Source organism: SAR324 cluster bacterium (assembly GCA_015232315.1).
In the GTDB taxonomy this organism is placed as follows: domain Bacteria; phylum SAR324; class SAR324; order SAR324; family NAC60-12; genus JADFZZ01.
In genome coordinates, this window is the sequence record JADFZZ010000022.1 from 30,054 (window position 1) to 47,367 (window position 17,314).

The 17,314-nt window shown below is 45.0% G+C and carries 12 protein-coding genes; 3 read left to right on the plus strand and 9 right to left on the minus strand.

Translation table 11 applies throughout. The features are described from left to right. Window positions 1-84: 84 nt before the first annotated feature. The 6 genes from rpoC to HQM11_14150 form a co-directional block, all read right to left on the minus strand. The gene (gene rpoC / locus HQM11_14125) at window positions 85-4,185 is read right to left on the minus strand and encodes a DNA-directed RNA polymerase subunit beta' (GenBank protein MBF0352166.1); all 4,101 of its coding nucleotides are present in this window, start codon (window positions 4,183-4,185) and stop codon (window positions 85-87) included. Window positions 4,186-4,251: 66 nt separating this feature from the next. Further along, on the minus strand, window positions 4,252-8,424 hold the full coding sequence (rpoB, locus tag HQM11_14130) for a DNA-directed RNA polymerase subunit beta (protein ID MBF0352167.1): 4,173 nt from the start codon (window positions 8,422-8,424) through the stop codon (window positions 4,252-4,254). Window positions 8,425-8,849: 425 nt separating this feature from the next. After that, window positions 8,850-9,059 (minus strand): hypothetical protein, encoded by a 210-nt coding sequence (locus tag HQM11_14135; protein MBF0352168.1) that lies wholly within the window; start codon window positions 9,057-9,059, stop codon window positions 8,850-8,852. Next, window positions 9,052-9,462: an ATP-binding protein gene (locus HQM11_14140; protein MBF0352169.1), complete on the minus strand. Its 411-nt coding sequence runs from the start codon at window positions 9,460-9,462 to the stop codon at window positions 9,052-9,054. Before HQM11_14140 ends, HQM11_14135 begins: the two co-directional genes overlap by 8 nt. Window positions 9,463-9,464: 2 nt before the next feature. Continuing rightward, entirely contained in the window at window positions 9,465-10,487 is a 1,023-nt protein-coding gene (pheS, locus tag HQM11_14145) for a phenylalanine--tRNA ligase subunit alpha (GenBank protein MBF0352170.1), read from the minus strand. Window positions 10,488-10,502: 15 nt separating this feature from the next. Then, window positions 10,503-11,627, minus strand: coding sequence for a hypothetical protein (locus HQM11_14150; GenBank protein MBF0352171.1), 1,125 nt, complete (start codon window positions 11,625-11,627; stop codon window positions 10,503-10,505). A 170-nt stretch (window positions 11,628-11,797) separates the two neighbouring features. Here HQM11_14150 and HQM11_14155 point away from each other — a divergent pair, with 170 nt between their 5' ends. Beyond that, a complete protein-coding gene (locus HQM11_14155) occupies window positions 11,798-12,484 on the plus strand; it encodes a hypothetical protein (protein ID MBF0352172.1) in 687 nt (228 codons plus the stop codon). A 16-nt stretch (window positions 12,485-12,500) separates the two neighbouring features. On the opposite strand, the gene HQM11_14160 is transcribed toward HQM11_14155, so the two are convergent. Then, the gene (locus HQM11_14160) at window positions 12,501-12,875 is read right to left on the minus strand and encodes a hypothetical protein (protein MBF0352173.1); all 375 of its coding nucleotides are present in this window, start codon (window positions 12,873-12,875) and stop codon (window positions 12,501-12,503) included. Here HQM11_14160 and HQM11_14165 point away from each other — a divergent pair. Both HQM11_14165 and HQM11_14170 read left to right on the plus strand, forming a co-directional pair. Continuing rightward, the gene (locus HQM11_14165; protein MBF0352174.1) at window positions 12,856-13,419 is read left to right on the plus strand and encodes a hypothetical protein; all 564 of its coding nucleotides are present in this window, start codon (window positions 12,856-12,858) and stop codon (window positions 13,417-13,419) included. The genes HQM11_14160 and HQM11_14165 overlap by 20 nt on opposite strands. 15 nt (window positions 13,420-13,434) lie before the next feature. Beyond that, window positions 13,435-14,445 (plus strand): hypothetical protein, encoded by a 1,011-nt coding sequence (locus HQM11_14170; GenBank protein ID MBF0352175.1) that lies wholly within the window; start codon window positions 13,435-13,437, stop codon window positions 14,443-14,445. Between the two features lie 58 nt (window positions 14,446-14,503). Here HQM11_14170 and HQM11_14175 read toward each other — a convergent pair whose 3' ends face one another. Beyond that, the gene (locus tag HQM11_14175) at window positions 14,504-15,511 is read right to left on the minus strand and encodes a response regulator (GenBank protein MBF0352176.1); all 1,008 of its coding nucleotides are present in this window, start codon (window positions 15,509-15,511) and stop codon (window positions 14,504-14,506) included. 272 nt (window positions 15,512-15,783) lie between these two features. Further along, window positions 15,784-17,301 carry a DUF2225 domain-containing protein gene (locus HQM11_14180; GenBank protein MBF0352177.1) on the minus strand — a complete coding sequence of 506 codons (1,518 nt, stop codon included), beginning with the start codon at window positions 17,299-17,301 and terminating at the stop codon, window positions 15,784-15,786. Between the last annotated feature and the right edge of the window lie 13 nt (window positions 17,302-17,314).

Consider the following 17,314-nt stretch of genomic DNA (forward strand, 5'->3'; position numbering starts at 1 on the left):
ATAAGGAATGTAAAATAAAGGAGGGAGGGGATTTTTTGTTCACATGACAGTACCACAAACTGTCATGTGAGTCTGAAATTAAGGTTAAACCAGTTCTTCTTCTTCGTAAGTATCTGATTCTTCCAATTGATCTGCGGCAAATTCATAACCGATATTTTGTGTGGTAAAATATCCTGTTCCCGCAGGAATGAGGCGTCCGAGAATGACATTTTCCTTCAAACCACGGAACGTGTCATATTTCCCGGCAAGTGCGGCATCCGTTAATACTTTAGTGGTTTCCTGGAACGATGCAGCCGAAATAAACGAATCGGTGCTCAGGGCCGCCTTGGTGATTCCCAGAAGAACCGGTCTTGAGGTCGCAGGTCGCATGCCTAGTCCCATCAACTTCTGATTTTCCTGATGAAATTTCATTTTGGAAATGACTTCACCAATCAGAAAGGTTGAATCACCAGGATCAGCGATATAAACCTGTCGTAGCATTTGACGAACAATAACCTCGATGTGTTTGTCATTGATGCTCACACCTTGAAGGCGGTAAACCTGCTGAACTTCGTCCACCAGATACTTCTGCAATTCCTTGGTACCCTTCACCGCCAGAATATCATGAGGATTCGGCGAACCATCAATCAAAGGATCTCCAGCCCGGACGTATTCTCCAGAGTGAACCGTGATATGACGACCTCGTGGAACCAGATATTCCTTGGCTTCCCCTTTTTCATCTTCAGGTCGAACGATAATGCGTTGTTTACGCTTCATATCCGTACCAAATTCCACGATCCCGTCAATTTCAGAGATAATTGACTGATCTTTGGGAGATCGTGCTTCAAACAATTCAGCAACACGAGGCAAGCCTCCTGTGATATCCTTGTTTTTCGCAAGTTCTCGTGGAATTTTTGCTAAAATATCTCCAGCAAAAATTTCCTGGCCATCTTCAACGACCAGTTCAGCCTTGAGTGGTAACGTAAATTCAGCTTCAGTCGCGTTTTGACGAACAACCGGGCGCTTCCGTTCATCCTGAATAATGATGGATGGACGAATCTCAGGATTTGGTGATTCCTGAATCACTTTTCTGGATACCCCGGAAACTTCATCGACTTGTTCCTTGAAGGTTTCACCTTCAGTGATGTGATTGAATTTCACAAAACCGGTTACGTCACTTAGAATTGGCACAGAGAACGGATCCCATTCTGCAATCTGTTGTCCCTGTTTGACAGGTGTCCCCGGAGGATATTTGATAATTGCTCCAATTGGTAACGGATGGCGTTCTTTTTCCCGTCCATTTTCATCAACGATTACAGCCTCACCTCTTCGTCCCAGAACAACCCAGTTTCCATCACGGTTTTGAACTTCTTTCAATTCGTAAAATTTCAAAATCCCGCTGAATTTACATTCCCAGGTGTTTTGTTCCGCTCGTCGGCTTGCGGTTCCACCAATGTGAAAGGTTCTCATGGTTAACTGTGTTCCAGGTTCACCGATACTTTGAGCGGCAATCACACCCACGGCCTCACCCATGCTGATGATATGACCTCGTGCCAGATCCCGTCCATAGCAGGATTGACAAACGCCTCGAGGTGTCAGACAGGTCAACACGGAACGTATTTTGATTCGTTCAATACCGGTTCTTTCAATTTTTTCCACAACCGCTTCCGTGACATCCTCGCCAGCATGGATAATCACTTCATCAGGATTTTCCGGATTATAGACATCTTCCAGGACGACTCGCCCCAGGACACGATCGCCCAGAGATTCAATAATTTCGCCAGACTCTATCAGGGCATTAATCTCGATACCGTCCACTGTACCACAATCGTGTTCCAGAATAACAGCATCCTGGGCAACATCCACCAGACGACGTGTGAGATAACCGGAGTTTGCTGTTTTCAGCGCTGTATCCGCCAGACCTTTACGGGCACCATGTGTTGAAATAAAATATTCCAAAACATTCAGACCTTCACGGAAGTTTGCTGTGATCGGACGCTCAATGATCTCACCGGAAGGTTTTGCCATCAAGCCTCGCATTCCAGCCAACTGCTTCATTTGTTGACTGCTTCCACGAGCACCGGAATCAGCCATCATGAAAATTGAATTCACCCGGCGGTTTCCTTCTTCATCAATCGTCTCATCAGACAGAGTGCTGAGCATTTTTTCAGCGATTTTTTCTGTTGCGCGAGCCCATACGTCGATCACCTGATTATATCGCTCGCCATCAGTGATCAAACCATCCTGATGTTGAGTGTTGATTTCGTTAATTTTTAACTGGGCAGTGTTGAGCATTCCCACTTTTTCCTGTGGAATAACCATGTCTCCCATGCTGATGGAAAAACCTGCACGGGTCGCATAGGTGTATCCCAGTTTTTTAATATCATCGAGCATCTTGACCGCTTTTTTATTGCCCGCGCGCCGATAGGCGATATCCACTAGTTCGCTCAACTGTTTTTTCTTCAAGTGCCTGTTGATGAATTCAAAAGGAACTTCTTCAGGAATCACCATGGACAGAATAACTCGACCGACGGTACTTTTGATCATTTCATTATTGATTCTCACCGTAATTTCGGCATGCAAATCTACTTTCTCATGATCAAAGGCTTTCAAAACTTCTTCACGGTTTGAAAATATTTTTCCTTCACCTTTGACTTCGGTTCCCTTGCGCGTAATCCAGTACAATCCAAGAACCATATCCTGCGTAGGCACCATGATGGGCTTACCATTAGCTGGAGAAAGAATGTTATTTGTGGACATCATCAGAATTTTGGCTTCCAACTGCGCTTCAACAGAAAGAGGAAGGTGGACTGCCATTTGATCTCCGTCGAAATCAGCATTGAACGCTGTACAAACAAGCGGATGCAGACGAATCGCCTTGCCTTCAATCAAAACAGGTTCAAAGGCCTGAATCCCCAAACGATGCAAGGTTGGCGCACGGTTGAGCATGATTGGATGCTCCTTCACGACTTCTTCCAGAATAGCCCACACTTCAGGCAGGTTCTGTTCAAGTTTCTTTTTTGCCATTTTAATGGTGTGAACTTCTTTATGGTCAATCAACTTATGATAAATGAAGGGCTTAAAGAGTTCGAGAGCCATTTTTTTAGGAAGTCCGCATTGGTTCAGTTTCAATTCCGGTCCAACCACAATCACGGTTCGTCCTGAGTAATCCACACGTTTTCCCAGAAGGTTCTGACGGAATCGTCCTTGCTTTCCCTTAAGCATATCACTCAAGGACTTCAACGGACGTTTGTTGGAGCCCACCATAGGTCGGCCTCTCCGGCCATTGTCAAACAGGGCATCCACAGATTCCTGAAGCATGCGCTTTTCGTTTTTTACAATAATATTGGGAGCGCGCAATTCAATCAGGCGTCGCAAACGGTTATTTCGATGAATCACCCGTCGATAGAGGTCATTCAAATCGCTGGTTGCGAAACGACCGCCTTCCAGTGGAACCAATGGACGAAGTTCAGGCGGCAGAACCGGCAGCGTTTCAATAATAAAGGCATCCGCACCATTGCCTGAACTGAGCAGGGCACTCACCACATGCAGTCGTTTGGCGATTTTTTTACGTCGGGTTTCTGATTTAACGGATCGCAGTTCTTCACGCAATTGGGCGTCTAGGCTTTCCAGGTCAATCTCTCTCATCAATTCCCGAATCACTTCGGCTCCCATGCCTAAATGTAAATCAGGGAATTGATCCATCATTTCATAATAGGCATCTTCTTCCACGATGCTCTGTTTTTCCAGATCAGAGCTTCCCGGATTGACGACGATATAGGAATCAAAATACAGCACTCGTTCCAGATCCCGCAAGGGCATGTCCAGCAAGGTTCCAATTCTGCTGGGAACTCCTTTGAGAAACCAGACATGGGAAACCGGGGATGCCAGTTTGATATGCCCCATACGTTCACGGCGTACTTTGGATTCAATCACTTCCACACCACATTTTTCGCAAGTGATGCCCCGATGCTTCATCCGTTTGTATTTACCGCAGATACATTCATAATCATGAACCGGACCAAAAATTTTTCCGCAGAACAAACCATCCCTTTCTGGTTTGAAAGTACGATAATTGATGGTTTCAGATGTTTTAACCTCCCCAAACGACCAGGACAATACATCATCCGGAGTTGCGATTTTGATCCGAATGGCTGTGTAATTTTTGGGATCTTCCGCGATTTCAAACAATTGCTGTAAAGACATGCCGATACCCTTATTTAAGTTAAAAAAAGTCCAACCAGGAAAATGAATAACCGATGATCAGTCCCATCAGGACTGTGATTCCTCCAAACTTTCCAGTTCTTCGTCTTCTACTTCCTGAAGTAGTTCAATATTCAGGCACAAACTTTTCAATTCACTGATCAGTACCTTGAATGATTCAGGGAGACCTGTTTCCAGTTTATGACGACCTTTAACAATAGATTCATAAACTTTGTTTCGTCCATAGACGTCATCTGATTTAACAGTCAGTAGTTCCTGAAGGGTGTAGGCCGCACCATAAGCTTCCAGAGCCCATACTTCCATCTCGCCAAAACGTTGTCCACCAAACTGGGCTTTTCCACCCAACGGTTGCTGAGTGACCAGAGAGTAAGGTCCGATGGAACGCGCATGGATTTTTTCGGCAACCAGGTGATGCAACTTCAGCACATAAGCATACCCCACAGTAACTTTCTGACTGAATTTTTCACCAGTCAGACCATCCCATAACCAGATTTGTCCTGTTTTAGACAAACCTGCCAGTTCTGACATTCTGTGGATATCCTGTTCTGTCGCACCGTCAAATACAGGTGTCGCCATATGAACACCTTTGATATATTTCCTGGCTAACACCAGAAAATCATCATCATTCAGAGAATCAATATGCTCATTGACAATTGGTGCTTCATAAACGTTTTTCAAAAATTCCCGCAACTTTGGAATTTCCGATTTTTTCAACATTTCTTCCACTTTATAGCCCAAGCCACGAGCCGTCCATCCCAGATGCGCTTCCAGAATTTGACCGATATTCATCCGTGAGGGAACCCCGAGCGGATTGAGTACAATGTCTACCGTCGTGCCATCTTCCATATAGGGCATGTTTTGAAGAGGTTGAATGGTTGACACAACCCCTTTGTTTCCATGGCGTCCGGCCATTTTGTCACCAACCGCCAGTTTCCGTTTTGTGGCAACAAACACCTTGACCATCCGGATCACTCCCGGAGGCAGATCATCGCCACGGGAAACTTTTTCACATTTGTCCTGATAAATATTTTCCAGCAGAAACATCTGTTGCAAGGCATTGTTGATGAATCGGGACAGGGAGGTGTTGATCTGTTCATCATCCACTTTCACATGATCCCAGCTTTTTACAGGAATTTTTTTCAACACTTCGTCAGAAATGATGGTTCCTGCAGGAAACAGCATGGTTTGCTGGAGGGTATGAATACTGTTGGACAACTTTTGCCCTTCAGCCAGTGAAAGCACACGTTGCACCAGATTGTTATGCACAATGCGCATTTCATCTTTATGATCTTTTTCATATTTTTGCAGGAGATCCCGTTCAATTTGGCGAGTTCGTTCATCACGGTCAACGCCTTCCCTGTTGAATACGACCACATCGGTGACAATGCCTTCCATTCCCTGGGGAACTCGCAATGAGGTATCACGCACATCACCGGCTTTCTCACCAAAAATCGCACGAAGAAGTTTCTCTTCAGGATTGAGTTGAGATTCTCCTTTGGGTGTGACTTTTCCTACCAGAATATCTCCCGGTCTGACAAATGTTCCAACGCGGATCACACCTGTATCATCCAGATCTGTCAGCGAATCTTCACTCACATTGGGAATATCCCGTGTGATTTCTTCTTTGCCAAGCTTGGTATCTCGAGCGACGGTATCGAGTACATCAATATGAATGGAGGTATAACGATCTTCATACAGCAACCTTTCTGAAACCATGATGGAATCCTCAAAGTTGTATCCATTCCACGGCATGAACGCGACCAGAACATTCTGTCCCAGTGCCAGTTCTCCATTTTCTGTGCTACTGCCATCGGCAATGATATCTCCGGCATTCACCCGATCGCCCTTGCGCACCAGCGGTCGTTGATTGATGAACGTATTTTGATTGGATCTCCGGTATTTGGATAAATGGTAGATATCAATGTTTCCGGAAATCACAGCTTCCTCACCGGTCAGGTCCATATCCGCCTGCATCACAATTCGACCTGCGTCGGCACTTACAACCAGCCCTGAGCGAGTGGCGACAATACAGGTTCCGGAGTCACGGGCAACTTGAAATTCCATGCCTGTTCCAACCAGTGGAGCCTGTGGTCTAACCACTGGAACTCCCTGCCGTTGCATGTTGGATCCCATCAAGGCCCGGTTCGCATCATCATGTTCCAAAAATGGAATGAGCGATGCCGCGACAGACACTAATTGACAGGGAGCCACATCAATATATTCAATCTGGTCACGAGGGACTGTGGTAAAATCGCCATGAGTCCGTGCTGACACAAATTCTGAGGTGAGACAGGCATTAGTGTCGAGTTCCGCATTGGCTTGAGCGATACTGAAATTGTCTTCTTCAATCGCTGAAAGATAGGTGATTTCATTCGTGACGCGACCATCCACCACTTTGCGGTAGGGGGTTTCAATAAAACCAAATTCATTCACATGGCCATAAGATGCCAATGACGCAATCAGACCGATATTCGGACCTTCGGGCGTTTCAATCGGGCAAATCCGTCCATAGTGAGAGGCGTGTACGTCACGAACATCAAATCCTGCGCGTTCACGGGTCAAACCACCGGGCCCCAAGGCACTCAAACGACGCTTGTGGGTGATTTCAGACAAAGGATTGGTCTGATCCATGAACTGGGATAATTGACTGCTTCCAAAAAATTCATGAATTGCCGCGGCTACCGGTTTCGCGTTCACAATATCATGGAGCATCATGGTCTCAGTATCCTGAAGGCTCATGCGCTCCTTGATGGTTCGTTCCATTCGCACAAGTCCGATTCTGAATTGTGTTTCCAGCAACTCGCCAACGCTTCGAATGCGGCGATTCCCCAAGTGGTCAATATCATCCACAAACACATTGGGGGCACCTTCCTTCAATAACAACAGATATTTGACAGATCGCAGAATATCATCATTTGTCAATACCACATGGTCCAGAGGCAAGTCTGTGCCAAATTTCCGGTTGATTTTCAAACGTCCGACCCTAGACAAACTGTAACGGTCTTCCGCAAAGAAAAAATTGTGCAACATGGTGTTTGCGGCATCCAGGGTTGGAGGATCACCGGGTTTCATTTTTTTATACAGATCAATCAACGCCTGATCTACGGAGCGAATACGGTCAATTTCCAGAGTATCTCTCAGGCTTGAACCCACACTGTGGCTACCAATATGCAGAATTTCAAGGGATGTGATTCCATTTTCAACAAGTTGGTCAAGCAATTCCGCCGTGACAGGGGTGTTGCATTCTGCCTGTGTATCCTTATCGATAATGATATTTCTTGCGAGATAGGCTCCCTTAAGGGTCTGCAACGAAACAGGGATGCGGTCAATGCCGGCTTTCTGCAATTTGCTCAAAAGCCGTTTATTGATCCGTTGTCCGGCTTTGACAATCACTTCACCCGTTTGAGGATCATTGATATTGGCCGATGTGATCTGATTGATGGTTGTTTCACTGTCAATTTTCTTGTTATAAATCCGTTGATCCGGATCATCATCCAGTTTGACCTGACTCAAATCCACGATTTCTTTGGAATAAAAATAATCCAGTAACGCTTCTTCGCTGAAGCCCAGTGATTTTAGAAAAACTGTCGCCGGAAACTTTCGTTTTCTGTCAATACGACAATACAGGATATCTTTGGAATCAAATTCAAAATCGAGCCAGGAACCCCGTTGAGGAATCATTCGGGCTGTGTACATTAATTTTCCTGTGCTTCCCTTCCCTTTGTCATGCGTAAAAAAGATCCCGGGGCTTTTATGCATCTGGCTGACGATGACCCGTTCTGTTCCATTGATGATGAAGGAGCCTGTCGGTGTCATCAAGGGCATCTCGCCCAGATAAATATCCTGTTCCCTGATATCACGGATATGCTTAGCTCCTGATTCAGCGTCTTTTTCCCAGATAATCAATCGGAGCGCGACCCGCAAGGGACAAGCGTATGTCACTCCCCGAATCCGGCATTCATCCACTGAATATTTGGGTTCTCCCAAGCGGTAATGCACATATTCCAGCGTGGAGGTCGCACTAAAATCCGAAATAGGGAAAATAGAACGAAATACGGCTTCCAACCCCTCATTTTTTCTTTGATCAGGTGGAATATCTCGTTGAAGCAACCGCTCATAGGAATCGAGTTGAACCTTAAGCAGGTGTGGAACATCAATGGGAGACTGTAATTTTCCAAACGATCGTCGAATTCGATGTCTGTTATGAAACGTTGTGGACATGCTGTGCCTTTACACTGGTGGTTGATTTCTGATCCGATAACCGGAATCTCAAAAACAGACCGCTCTGAGGTTAACAAGAAAACATGAATTGAGGTATCATGCAGTTCCAAACACATGTTCCCGAAGGAAATAAATTGAAAATCTGTTTTGTCGCAATGGAGAATTGAACAGATACAGATTGGGCCCTGTCCATTAATGCTAATAGAACTGGCAGAGAGGATCGAGACTCAAATGTCATGAGATAAACAGGAAGGAAAGTCTGAATGTTCAGGATTAACACTTAAAATTATAGTGAATCTGTTAAATCGGAGCTTATAACATAGGATTTTTCGCCAAGCAACACCTTTTTTGAGCTATTTTAAATAATCTCAAACAAATTTAGCAGGAAAAAGCATATTTATAAAAAATAAATTTGCTTATTGTTGTTAAAAATATCGCTCGCTATCATAGCGTGGACGTGGTTCCGGTTGTTCGATTCTATCTTCAAACCGTGTTGGTGCGCCATCCTGCGGTAAAGGTCGTGGAGGTTCACGCCATGACTGATCGTGAGTGAGCAGATACACAGTCCCCAGAAATAGTACCACAAAAAACACAATGATGGCTTTTTTTTCCTTTGGGTCAAAAGAGTTAAACATTTTGATTTCCCGGCCAATGGTTCATTTCTGTGTGAACAAGATCCACATGAATCTCATGCTGAAGCAGTCGGGAATAGGTCCATTCCGATAGAAATACTGACCGGTGCTGACCACCAGTACAACCAAATGAAACCATCAGGTGTTCAAAGCCCCGTTTCTGATAAAATTCAATACTCTGTTCAATCAATGCCAGACATTGCCCGGCAAACAGATGAAACCTGTCTTGCTGCTTCAACCATTCCTGCACTTCGGTTTGCTTCCCTGTTAAATCCCGAAAAGCATCCAGTTGTCCCGGATTCGGCAAACAACGGCAGTCAAACACAAATCCGCCACCATTGCCATTGGGATCTTGAGGAATTCCGGAACGACGATAACCAAAACTGAATAAATGAACTGAAAGCATAGTTAAAACTGGCGAAGGAAATTAAGATCATTGTTATAAAAATACCGGATATCATGGATCCCATGTTTCAGCAACGCAGGCCGCTCGACACCCAGTCCAAACGCAAAACCGCTCCATTTGTCAGGAGAATACCCTCCATTTGTCAGCACAACGGGATGCACCATTCCAGCGCCGGCGACTTCAAGCCAGCCTGTATGTTTGCATACCCGACAACCCTCGCCTTTGCAAAGGATGCAGTCCATATCAATTTCAATGCTTGGTTCAGTGAAGGGGAAATAACTGCCTCTGATTCTGGTTTTACGTTCTTCGCCAAACATTTTTTTAGCAAATTCATTGACCACGCCAATCAGGTCTGTCATCCGGATATTTTCACCAATCACCAACCCTTCAACCTGATAAAACTGATGTTCGGAACGAGGAGTGATTTGTTCATAGCGATAGCATTTTCCCGGTAGAATTACACGGATTGGCGCAGGATAGCATTCTTGCATAATTCTGATCTGTCCGGGAGATGTGTGTGTTCGTAACACCACCTTGTCATTGACCCAGAACGTATCCCACATATCTCTGGCGGGATGGTATTCAGGAATATTGAGCATCTGAAAATTATATTCATCTGATTCAACTTCAGGAGCCTCATAAATCTGAAAACCCATTTCCTGAAAAATCCGGAAGATTTTTCTGAGTGTCTGGGTTGTGAGATGCAAATGTCCTGTGGCGCAGGGGCGTCCAGGCAAGGTAATGTCAACATTATCTGTTTCAATGGATTGTTGAATCTGTTCCTGCTGAACTTTAGTCTGTTGTTTTTCAAACGCATTTGACAGGTATTCCTTCAACTCATTGACAGCCTGCCCCATCACAGGCCGTTCCTGAGCAGGCAATTGCCCGATTTGCTTCAGAATTTGAGTCAATGCGCCTTTTTTCCCTAAATACTGGCGAAACCACTCAGACAGTTGTTCCTGACTGGTGGTACCCTGCAGGGCCTCAGAAGCAGTGTTTTTAAGTTCATTCAGTTCAGCTTGCATGCGTATCCTTTAGTATTACGGCGTGGTTAATCCCAGTGCGGTTCTAAATCCAGGCACATCGTCCAGATAGCGTTCCACACGGCGGCAGAATTGTTGAAATGAGATTCGGTGGCTGTTGACATCATCGAAATCTCTGGACGTAAATTTTTTAAGATCAATGCCTGCCTGTCTCAGCCATTGAACCCATGCCTGAAAATCATTGTAGGTGTCCACGGATGGCGGAACAAAACCCGCAGAAGCCTGGCTCGGTGCAGAAATCACTGTCTCTGCGGGTTGAGTTGTTTCGGTGTCATAGTTTATTTGCGGAACCTCAATACCATCCGGGTGCCTGTCAATGAAATTATTTAAAAATATTTGTAATTTTTCCGGATCTGTAATTTTTCTGGCGACCCTGTGACCAAATTGTTCAAAGGAAATACGATGACTGCTGGCGACCTGCAAAGGTTCATTGCTCAATTGCTGAAGATCGGTTCCATCCTGTGCCAACAGATTCAACCATTCATTGTATGGAAGATAGGCCTTTTCTACCACTTCCACGGAGTTTTTCGGGGCTTCCATCTGTGCAACACTTGACTTGGTAGGCTTGGTCAATTGACGAATCGTCAGTTCCTTCTGCATGAGTTGCGCTTGCTTCAAAAACGACGAATCGGCTGTTCTTAAAGGCAGCGATGGTGTTTCCCGTCTCAACGGTTCCGGTCGGTCGAATTCATCGAATGGTGTTTGAAGCACACTCCGTTGTTCAATCTGAACCACTCTTTGTTGAAGTCTTTCAAATTTATTGGTCAGATCCTGAATTGTACTTCGCAAAATCTGGACAGCGTCTTCTTGATTGTTTCCAGGTTTGGGACTTTCCGCTATAGCGTTTCCAAAGGCCATGACAAGAATGTTATGCGCATGCAACCATTTGGGTGAAGTCAATTGTTTCAGCCAGATGGGATGATTCCGCAAGATCGGACTCACAGCCTCAAGAAAGACCACAAATTTTATTTTTTCATCAGGCCTGACTGTCTCCGGTCTGTTGAATTTAAGATCACAACCCAGGTTGTATAGTAATTTGATCCAATCATTCCAGACATTTCTCGTTTCGATACTTTGCCAGTACTCCTGAACCGCTCGTTGAAACTCCTGAATCACTGACATGAATCCATTCTGAAAACAGATATTGATAATCTTATGATTTTGAACATGTAAATGTTCTCAAATGAAGTCGTATTTTGTGAAAAATCATGGGAAAGTCAAGAAAACACTGATTCTGCCGATAATAAATACAAAAGAAATTTTTTAATGTGAATTTTGTGCAACGGGGTCTCATGATGTGGTTAAGAAGCTTGGTACTGGGCATGTTTTTTCTGTGGGTGTGCCATTCAGCCGTATTTGCGGCAGTGGTTCACCTAAATAGTGGCGAATCGTTGAGCGGACGGATTCAGAAACTTGATGAACAAATTCTGTCGTTGGAATCTGATCGTGGCTTTGGTGTACTGCATATTGAGCGTGCGGATATCAGGCTCATTGAATTTGATAAGTACCATCCTGATCTCAGCAGGAAGTTTGGCGTGGGCTTTTATCAAAAACATTTGTCACTCACGAGTCAGAGCACCTCTGGCGAATATGGAACAGGAGCGATTTCAATCAAAAACTGGCTCAGTGCTACGGATTCCATCAATTTACTATGGGGCTACGCAGAGACCAGGGATGGCGGCACAACCCTGCTGTCTGTCCTGTCTCTGGAAATGCGTTTTTCGAGAGTATTTTTGCAGGAAGGAAATCATCACCTTTATTGGGGACTTGGCGCCGGACACCTGAATGTCATTGACAGTCAGGCATCGACCAATAGTTCAGGCGGGTCGTTTCAGGCTGTGCTTGGAGTAGAGCTGTTTCCCATCACTTTTCCAAATCTGGGGATAGCCGCTGAAATCGGTGTTTCCAACCAGTCCATTGCTGACAGGGTCAGTTTTTCCATGATGGGCCCAGCGGTCGCGATGCATTATTATTTTTAGGGATGCAAAGTATTTGTCATTCCCTGGCTCCATGCTCCAGCAACAGTTTCCGCATCTCAGGGAAATAGCCTTTGGCGGCGGGATCTTCCGGCAGATAGGCCAACAGCGGTTTGCCTTCTGCCGAAGCGTTGACATCAGCGCCATGAGCCAGCAGGATTCGTGCGATTTCCAGTCGACGATCTCTGGTGTGTGATGGCGCATGCCGGAAATAGGGACCATCGTCGATGATCGCCCAATACAAGGGCGGTGGCTGTCCACGGGATTCATTGGTCTCCACGTCATGCCCGATCAGCAGTTGAACGATCTTCACTTCCCCATAGCGGGACGCCTGTATCAATGTTTTAACATAATCAATTTTAATGAGAACGATCATGATTAGAACTTCATTCATGCAACTCAGTCTGATCATCGTTTTAGTGCTTTCTGTTGTCTCCTCAGCCAATGCTTTGGAACTAAAACTAAGAGCACGGGAACACTTTGACACGGTCAATGTGCGTTTTACTGAACAAGATATTGACAAAACATGGTCGGGAATCGGTCCTACTATCAATCTGTGGCTGGAAGAAGCCTATCAATACTCCTTCGGCTTTGCATTCGGCATTATTTTTATTGACAATCCCGCATTGATTGAAATTCCCCAGATTGATGAGAAAATGGAACTCTGGAAGCAGGGAGTCGAAGTTAAATATTATGCGATTCCCAAGGCTGGAGGGATATTTTTTCGGTTGGGTGTGTCGAGCAATACGCTAAAAACTAAAGGCAGTTGGGGCGAGCTTCAGGGGATGGGCGCTTATGCCGGGATTGGTTGGGAATTCCAGTTTAGCAAAATCGGTCTTGCCTTTGAGCAGGCAAAACGTCAGGTAAATCTGGAGAACTCGATTGAAATCGTCACGACCAGTCCTTCGATTGGTGTGCATCTTTACAGTTATTTTTAATTTTCGGGGAAAGACATGTCAAAAGCTAATGAACTTCTGGAAGCGCATCTTCAATTTGAACTTGAACAGTTTACTGGAAAAAATCTGGTTTCCGGACTCAAGGAAGAACTCTCAGCCGCATACCAGTGGTTGGGGAAAATCAAGATATCCGATATTTTTTCAGCAGAACAGGTCAAGGAATCGTTGCGGAAAAATGTCATGGATGTTCCTGTTCCTGATGAAGCCCGCGTCTTTATCAGAAAGTGCGAGGAGAACACTTATGAATATATGAAAGACCACGAAACTCGCTGGGAGGAAGTGCTACCCAAGCGCATGTATGACAAATTCACCGAGCAGACTGAGATCCGACGTAAACTGAGAAAGGAATTTATCCATGAAATGCTGAATGTTCCCATTTACGCGAGAATGATTTCTGATGTGGTTTATAGCAATCTCAAAGAATTCGCCTTGATGGAAAATCCTGTCGCGAAAAAAATTCCGGGGGCCTCCAAACTGCTCAATATGGGGAAAAATTTTATTGGCGACAACCTGTCAGGACTGGAAGCTTCTTTAGAAAAAAATATCAAACAATTCATTGAAAAACAGATCAATACATCCATTCGACAATCAGAGGATTTTTTAAACCGTGAACTGGATGGTGAACTCTATCGAAAACTTACCGATGACCTGTGGAAAAATTTTCATAGTTTGAAAATACATAAAGGCATGGAAAAAATTCGACCGGATTTGCTGGATGAACTGGAACCGGTGATCAAGGAATTCTGGGATAGTTTCAGGGTGACACCCCTATGTTTTGAAGTCGCATCAGGCTGGATTGATGTTTATTTCAAAGATTATGGAAACCGCACAATTCAATCATTGCTGACAGATGTTGGTTGGGATGAGGCTCGAGTGCTGGCTGAAGGAACGCATTGGGCTATTCCTGTGCTGGAAAAAGCTGTGGAGTCCGGTTATGTATCAGAACGTCTACGCCATCGCCTGGAAAAATTTTATAAGTCTAAGGCCGCAAAAGAATTATTGAAATAGGTGGGCTCAATTTTCAGGGAAAAGGGGGACACCGTAGTGTCCCCGAACATAGGAAAAATCAATAATCATCTGTCAGGAGATCTTCTGACAATTCAATGTCATCGCCAAAATCCTCCGGTAACTCAAGATCCGCATCCACAGAATCAGCGTCAATGTTTGCGATAGCCTGTCCGAGAGCCAGGTTCCGGAGAACGCTTTGGGCAATTGCCGACATGTGCACAGGCCGAGTGATAAAGTCCGCGGCACCCGCGTTTAAGGCATCCAGACGATCTTCCAGACTCACCGGTTCTGACAGAAAGATAACGGGAATACCGGGAAACTTCTGCTGGACTTCCGCCAGAAGTTCAAGCGATGTATTGCCGTCAAGATTCCAGTTGATCAGCAAAATATCCGCTCTGCCAGCTTTCAGCATGGGCCAGAGGCTGTTTTTGTTTTTCGCGTGTGAAATTTCGAAGCCTGTTCTTTCTCGCAGATAGCGTTCCAAAACATCTTTATGTTGTTCAGGCAGGTTCATCACACCAATGGCTTTTCCATTAAAACTATGGGGTGTGAGTATCGGCCTGTTCTCATCCCCTTGAGAATAAGATTCCATGATGACAGCATCACTTTCTTCATCTTCTTCCAGAGCATCCGCATCAAACATGGAATCATCCACCTCTTCCAGGTCCGGGAGATCAATGCCATCATCCATTTCGAGATCATCTTCAACAGATTCCTCTTCCTCAGCTTCTTCTTCAGAATAATCAGGGTAAGGCTCACCTGTCACGCCGGAAATATAGTCTCGTAGATCAGCCTGTTCGCTTGATTCAAGTTCAAGAAATTCAACAGCAGCCTGATAATACCATTCAATGGGCCAGCACCAGCGTACAACTCCACGAAGTCGTAAATCCGGTTTGAAACCAATAACGACTTCATCACCTTCCGAAAGAGAGTTTTCACAATGGAATCTCGTTCCATTTAGTGAAATATCCAGTCCAGTAGCCATGGGATCAGTCCACTCTTCAGCTTCCACTGTAATTGTTTCTTCAAATAAAACTCTTAAATACTTTCTTCGTTCTGCAGCCATGTCCACCAGCTCTTCAAAATGTTCAAAAATGAAGGATAAAGGTAATTCTAGGGTAGCTGTAGCACTATCTAATCAATGAGTAAAGACGTTGATGGATAATTTTTTTAATTCATTATCAGGCATCTTTCAAAAAGACTGAATTTAGTTTCCAGTTTGCCCTTAACGGTCATACCGGTGCAGGCAGGTATCCAGTCCGTTGCCCAGGAGATGGACTCAACGACAGTAACGTGTCAACTATTTTTGAAAGGTGCCCATTATTAAGGCGAAGGAAGTCATTTTTGGGGGGAAAGGCTGTTTTTCCAGGCGGCATAATTGAAATTGTCGCGTTGATCGTAGGCGGCTTTTATGCGTTCTTTGGCCAGCTTGAAGGCTTTGGTTTCGCCAAGGGTTGGAACCGATTTTCGTGTGCTTTCATAAGTGGCAAAGAAATTCATCATTCTGCCAAAATCCTGTTTCTGGCCAAAATACAGCTTGATCAGTGAAAGCAGCAGCACGGAGCGGATCATGGATTCCCCCTGAAGATCCGTATAAACAGGTTCCAGGCGTGTGACGACTTCATGCAGATTCGCTTCTGCCAATTCCTGCTGATCCTGACGTGCGTATAACTCTGCCTGGTTCATCAAAAAACTGACGGCTTTCCTCACAAAAAAAGAATCCTCCTTGATTTTCGCAATCGCATCGCAAGTTTTTAAGGCAAGACTGTAAGTCTGGATGGCCTCAGGAATGGATCTTTTTTCTGTATAAAAATCTTTGGACAAGGCCAGACTTTTCCGAAGCGTTTCAGTTTGTGTCAGCCATTTCTGCTGAATATCAGAGATACTGATCGGGGAGCGGCTGTTTCCTGCTTTAAAGTAACTGATGTCGTCTGAGGCATAGTAACATTTGGGACAAACGGTAATCTGAAGCAGTGAATAATCACAAAAATCATGCTCATCTGTGGCTTGAGTATAGACAGGAATGTTGAACAGACTGGACTGAGTGATCATGGCATGAGAGCGCAAGTGCCAGAATACGATGTCATTCTGTCCACAAATATAACACGAAACAGCCTTGCCCATCAGTGAATTGTTGCTACAGGTGATGACCTGTTCTTCGTTTGATTGGGCATATTTTTCAGGATAGATCAGTTGCAGAATGCCATGTTGCTCATGCACAATTCCCTGAAAAACAGCCCGCACCATATACACCTGTGTGCTGTAAAGATCACTTGGCGCGGCACGTTGTACGGCGATACTGATGGATGATTTCACTGGATTGCCCTCCGCATCCAGAACTCGCAATGAAAGTCGGGAATGGGGATTGATGCTTCGATGGTATTTGAAGGTGCATCCTTTAATGTTAACATCCCATAACAGCACATTTTCTGTGTGATCGCTGAAAATAAGTTCTGCATGAGGTTTGGTGTGTTCCAGATGAAACACGGCAGTGTAAAGAATTTTGTTGGTCACCGAAACCGGAAATCCCAGCAACCCACCGGTAGTACGAAAGCAGGTGATTTCAGAGGGAGTGATCCGTCCGTCTGAAATTGAAATCCGGACAAGTTGTTTGAGCATGAAAAACGCTTTCTGGGGTTCTATTGGCATGGGGTCGAGAACAATCGGTTTCATCAGTTTGACCTGCTCCATCAATTCAGCAATTTCCTGCCGATCGTCCAGAAATCCAATGGCTTCGCTGAGATATTCCATTTCAGATGAGTCCACATGTCCATCTGCACAGATCATGGTGGCGATGGCCTTGGCCAGCCAGCGTTTTTCGGTTTTAGGCAGAGTTTCCAGATCCAGTTGGCTCATGGGCTAGTATCTT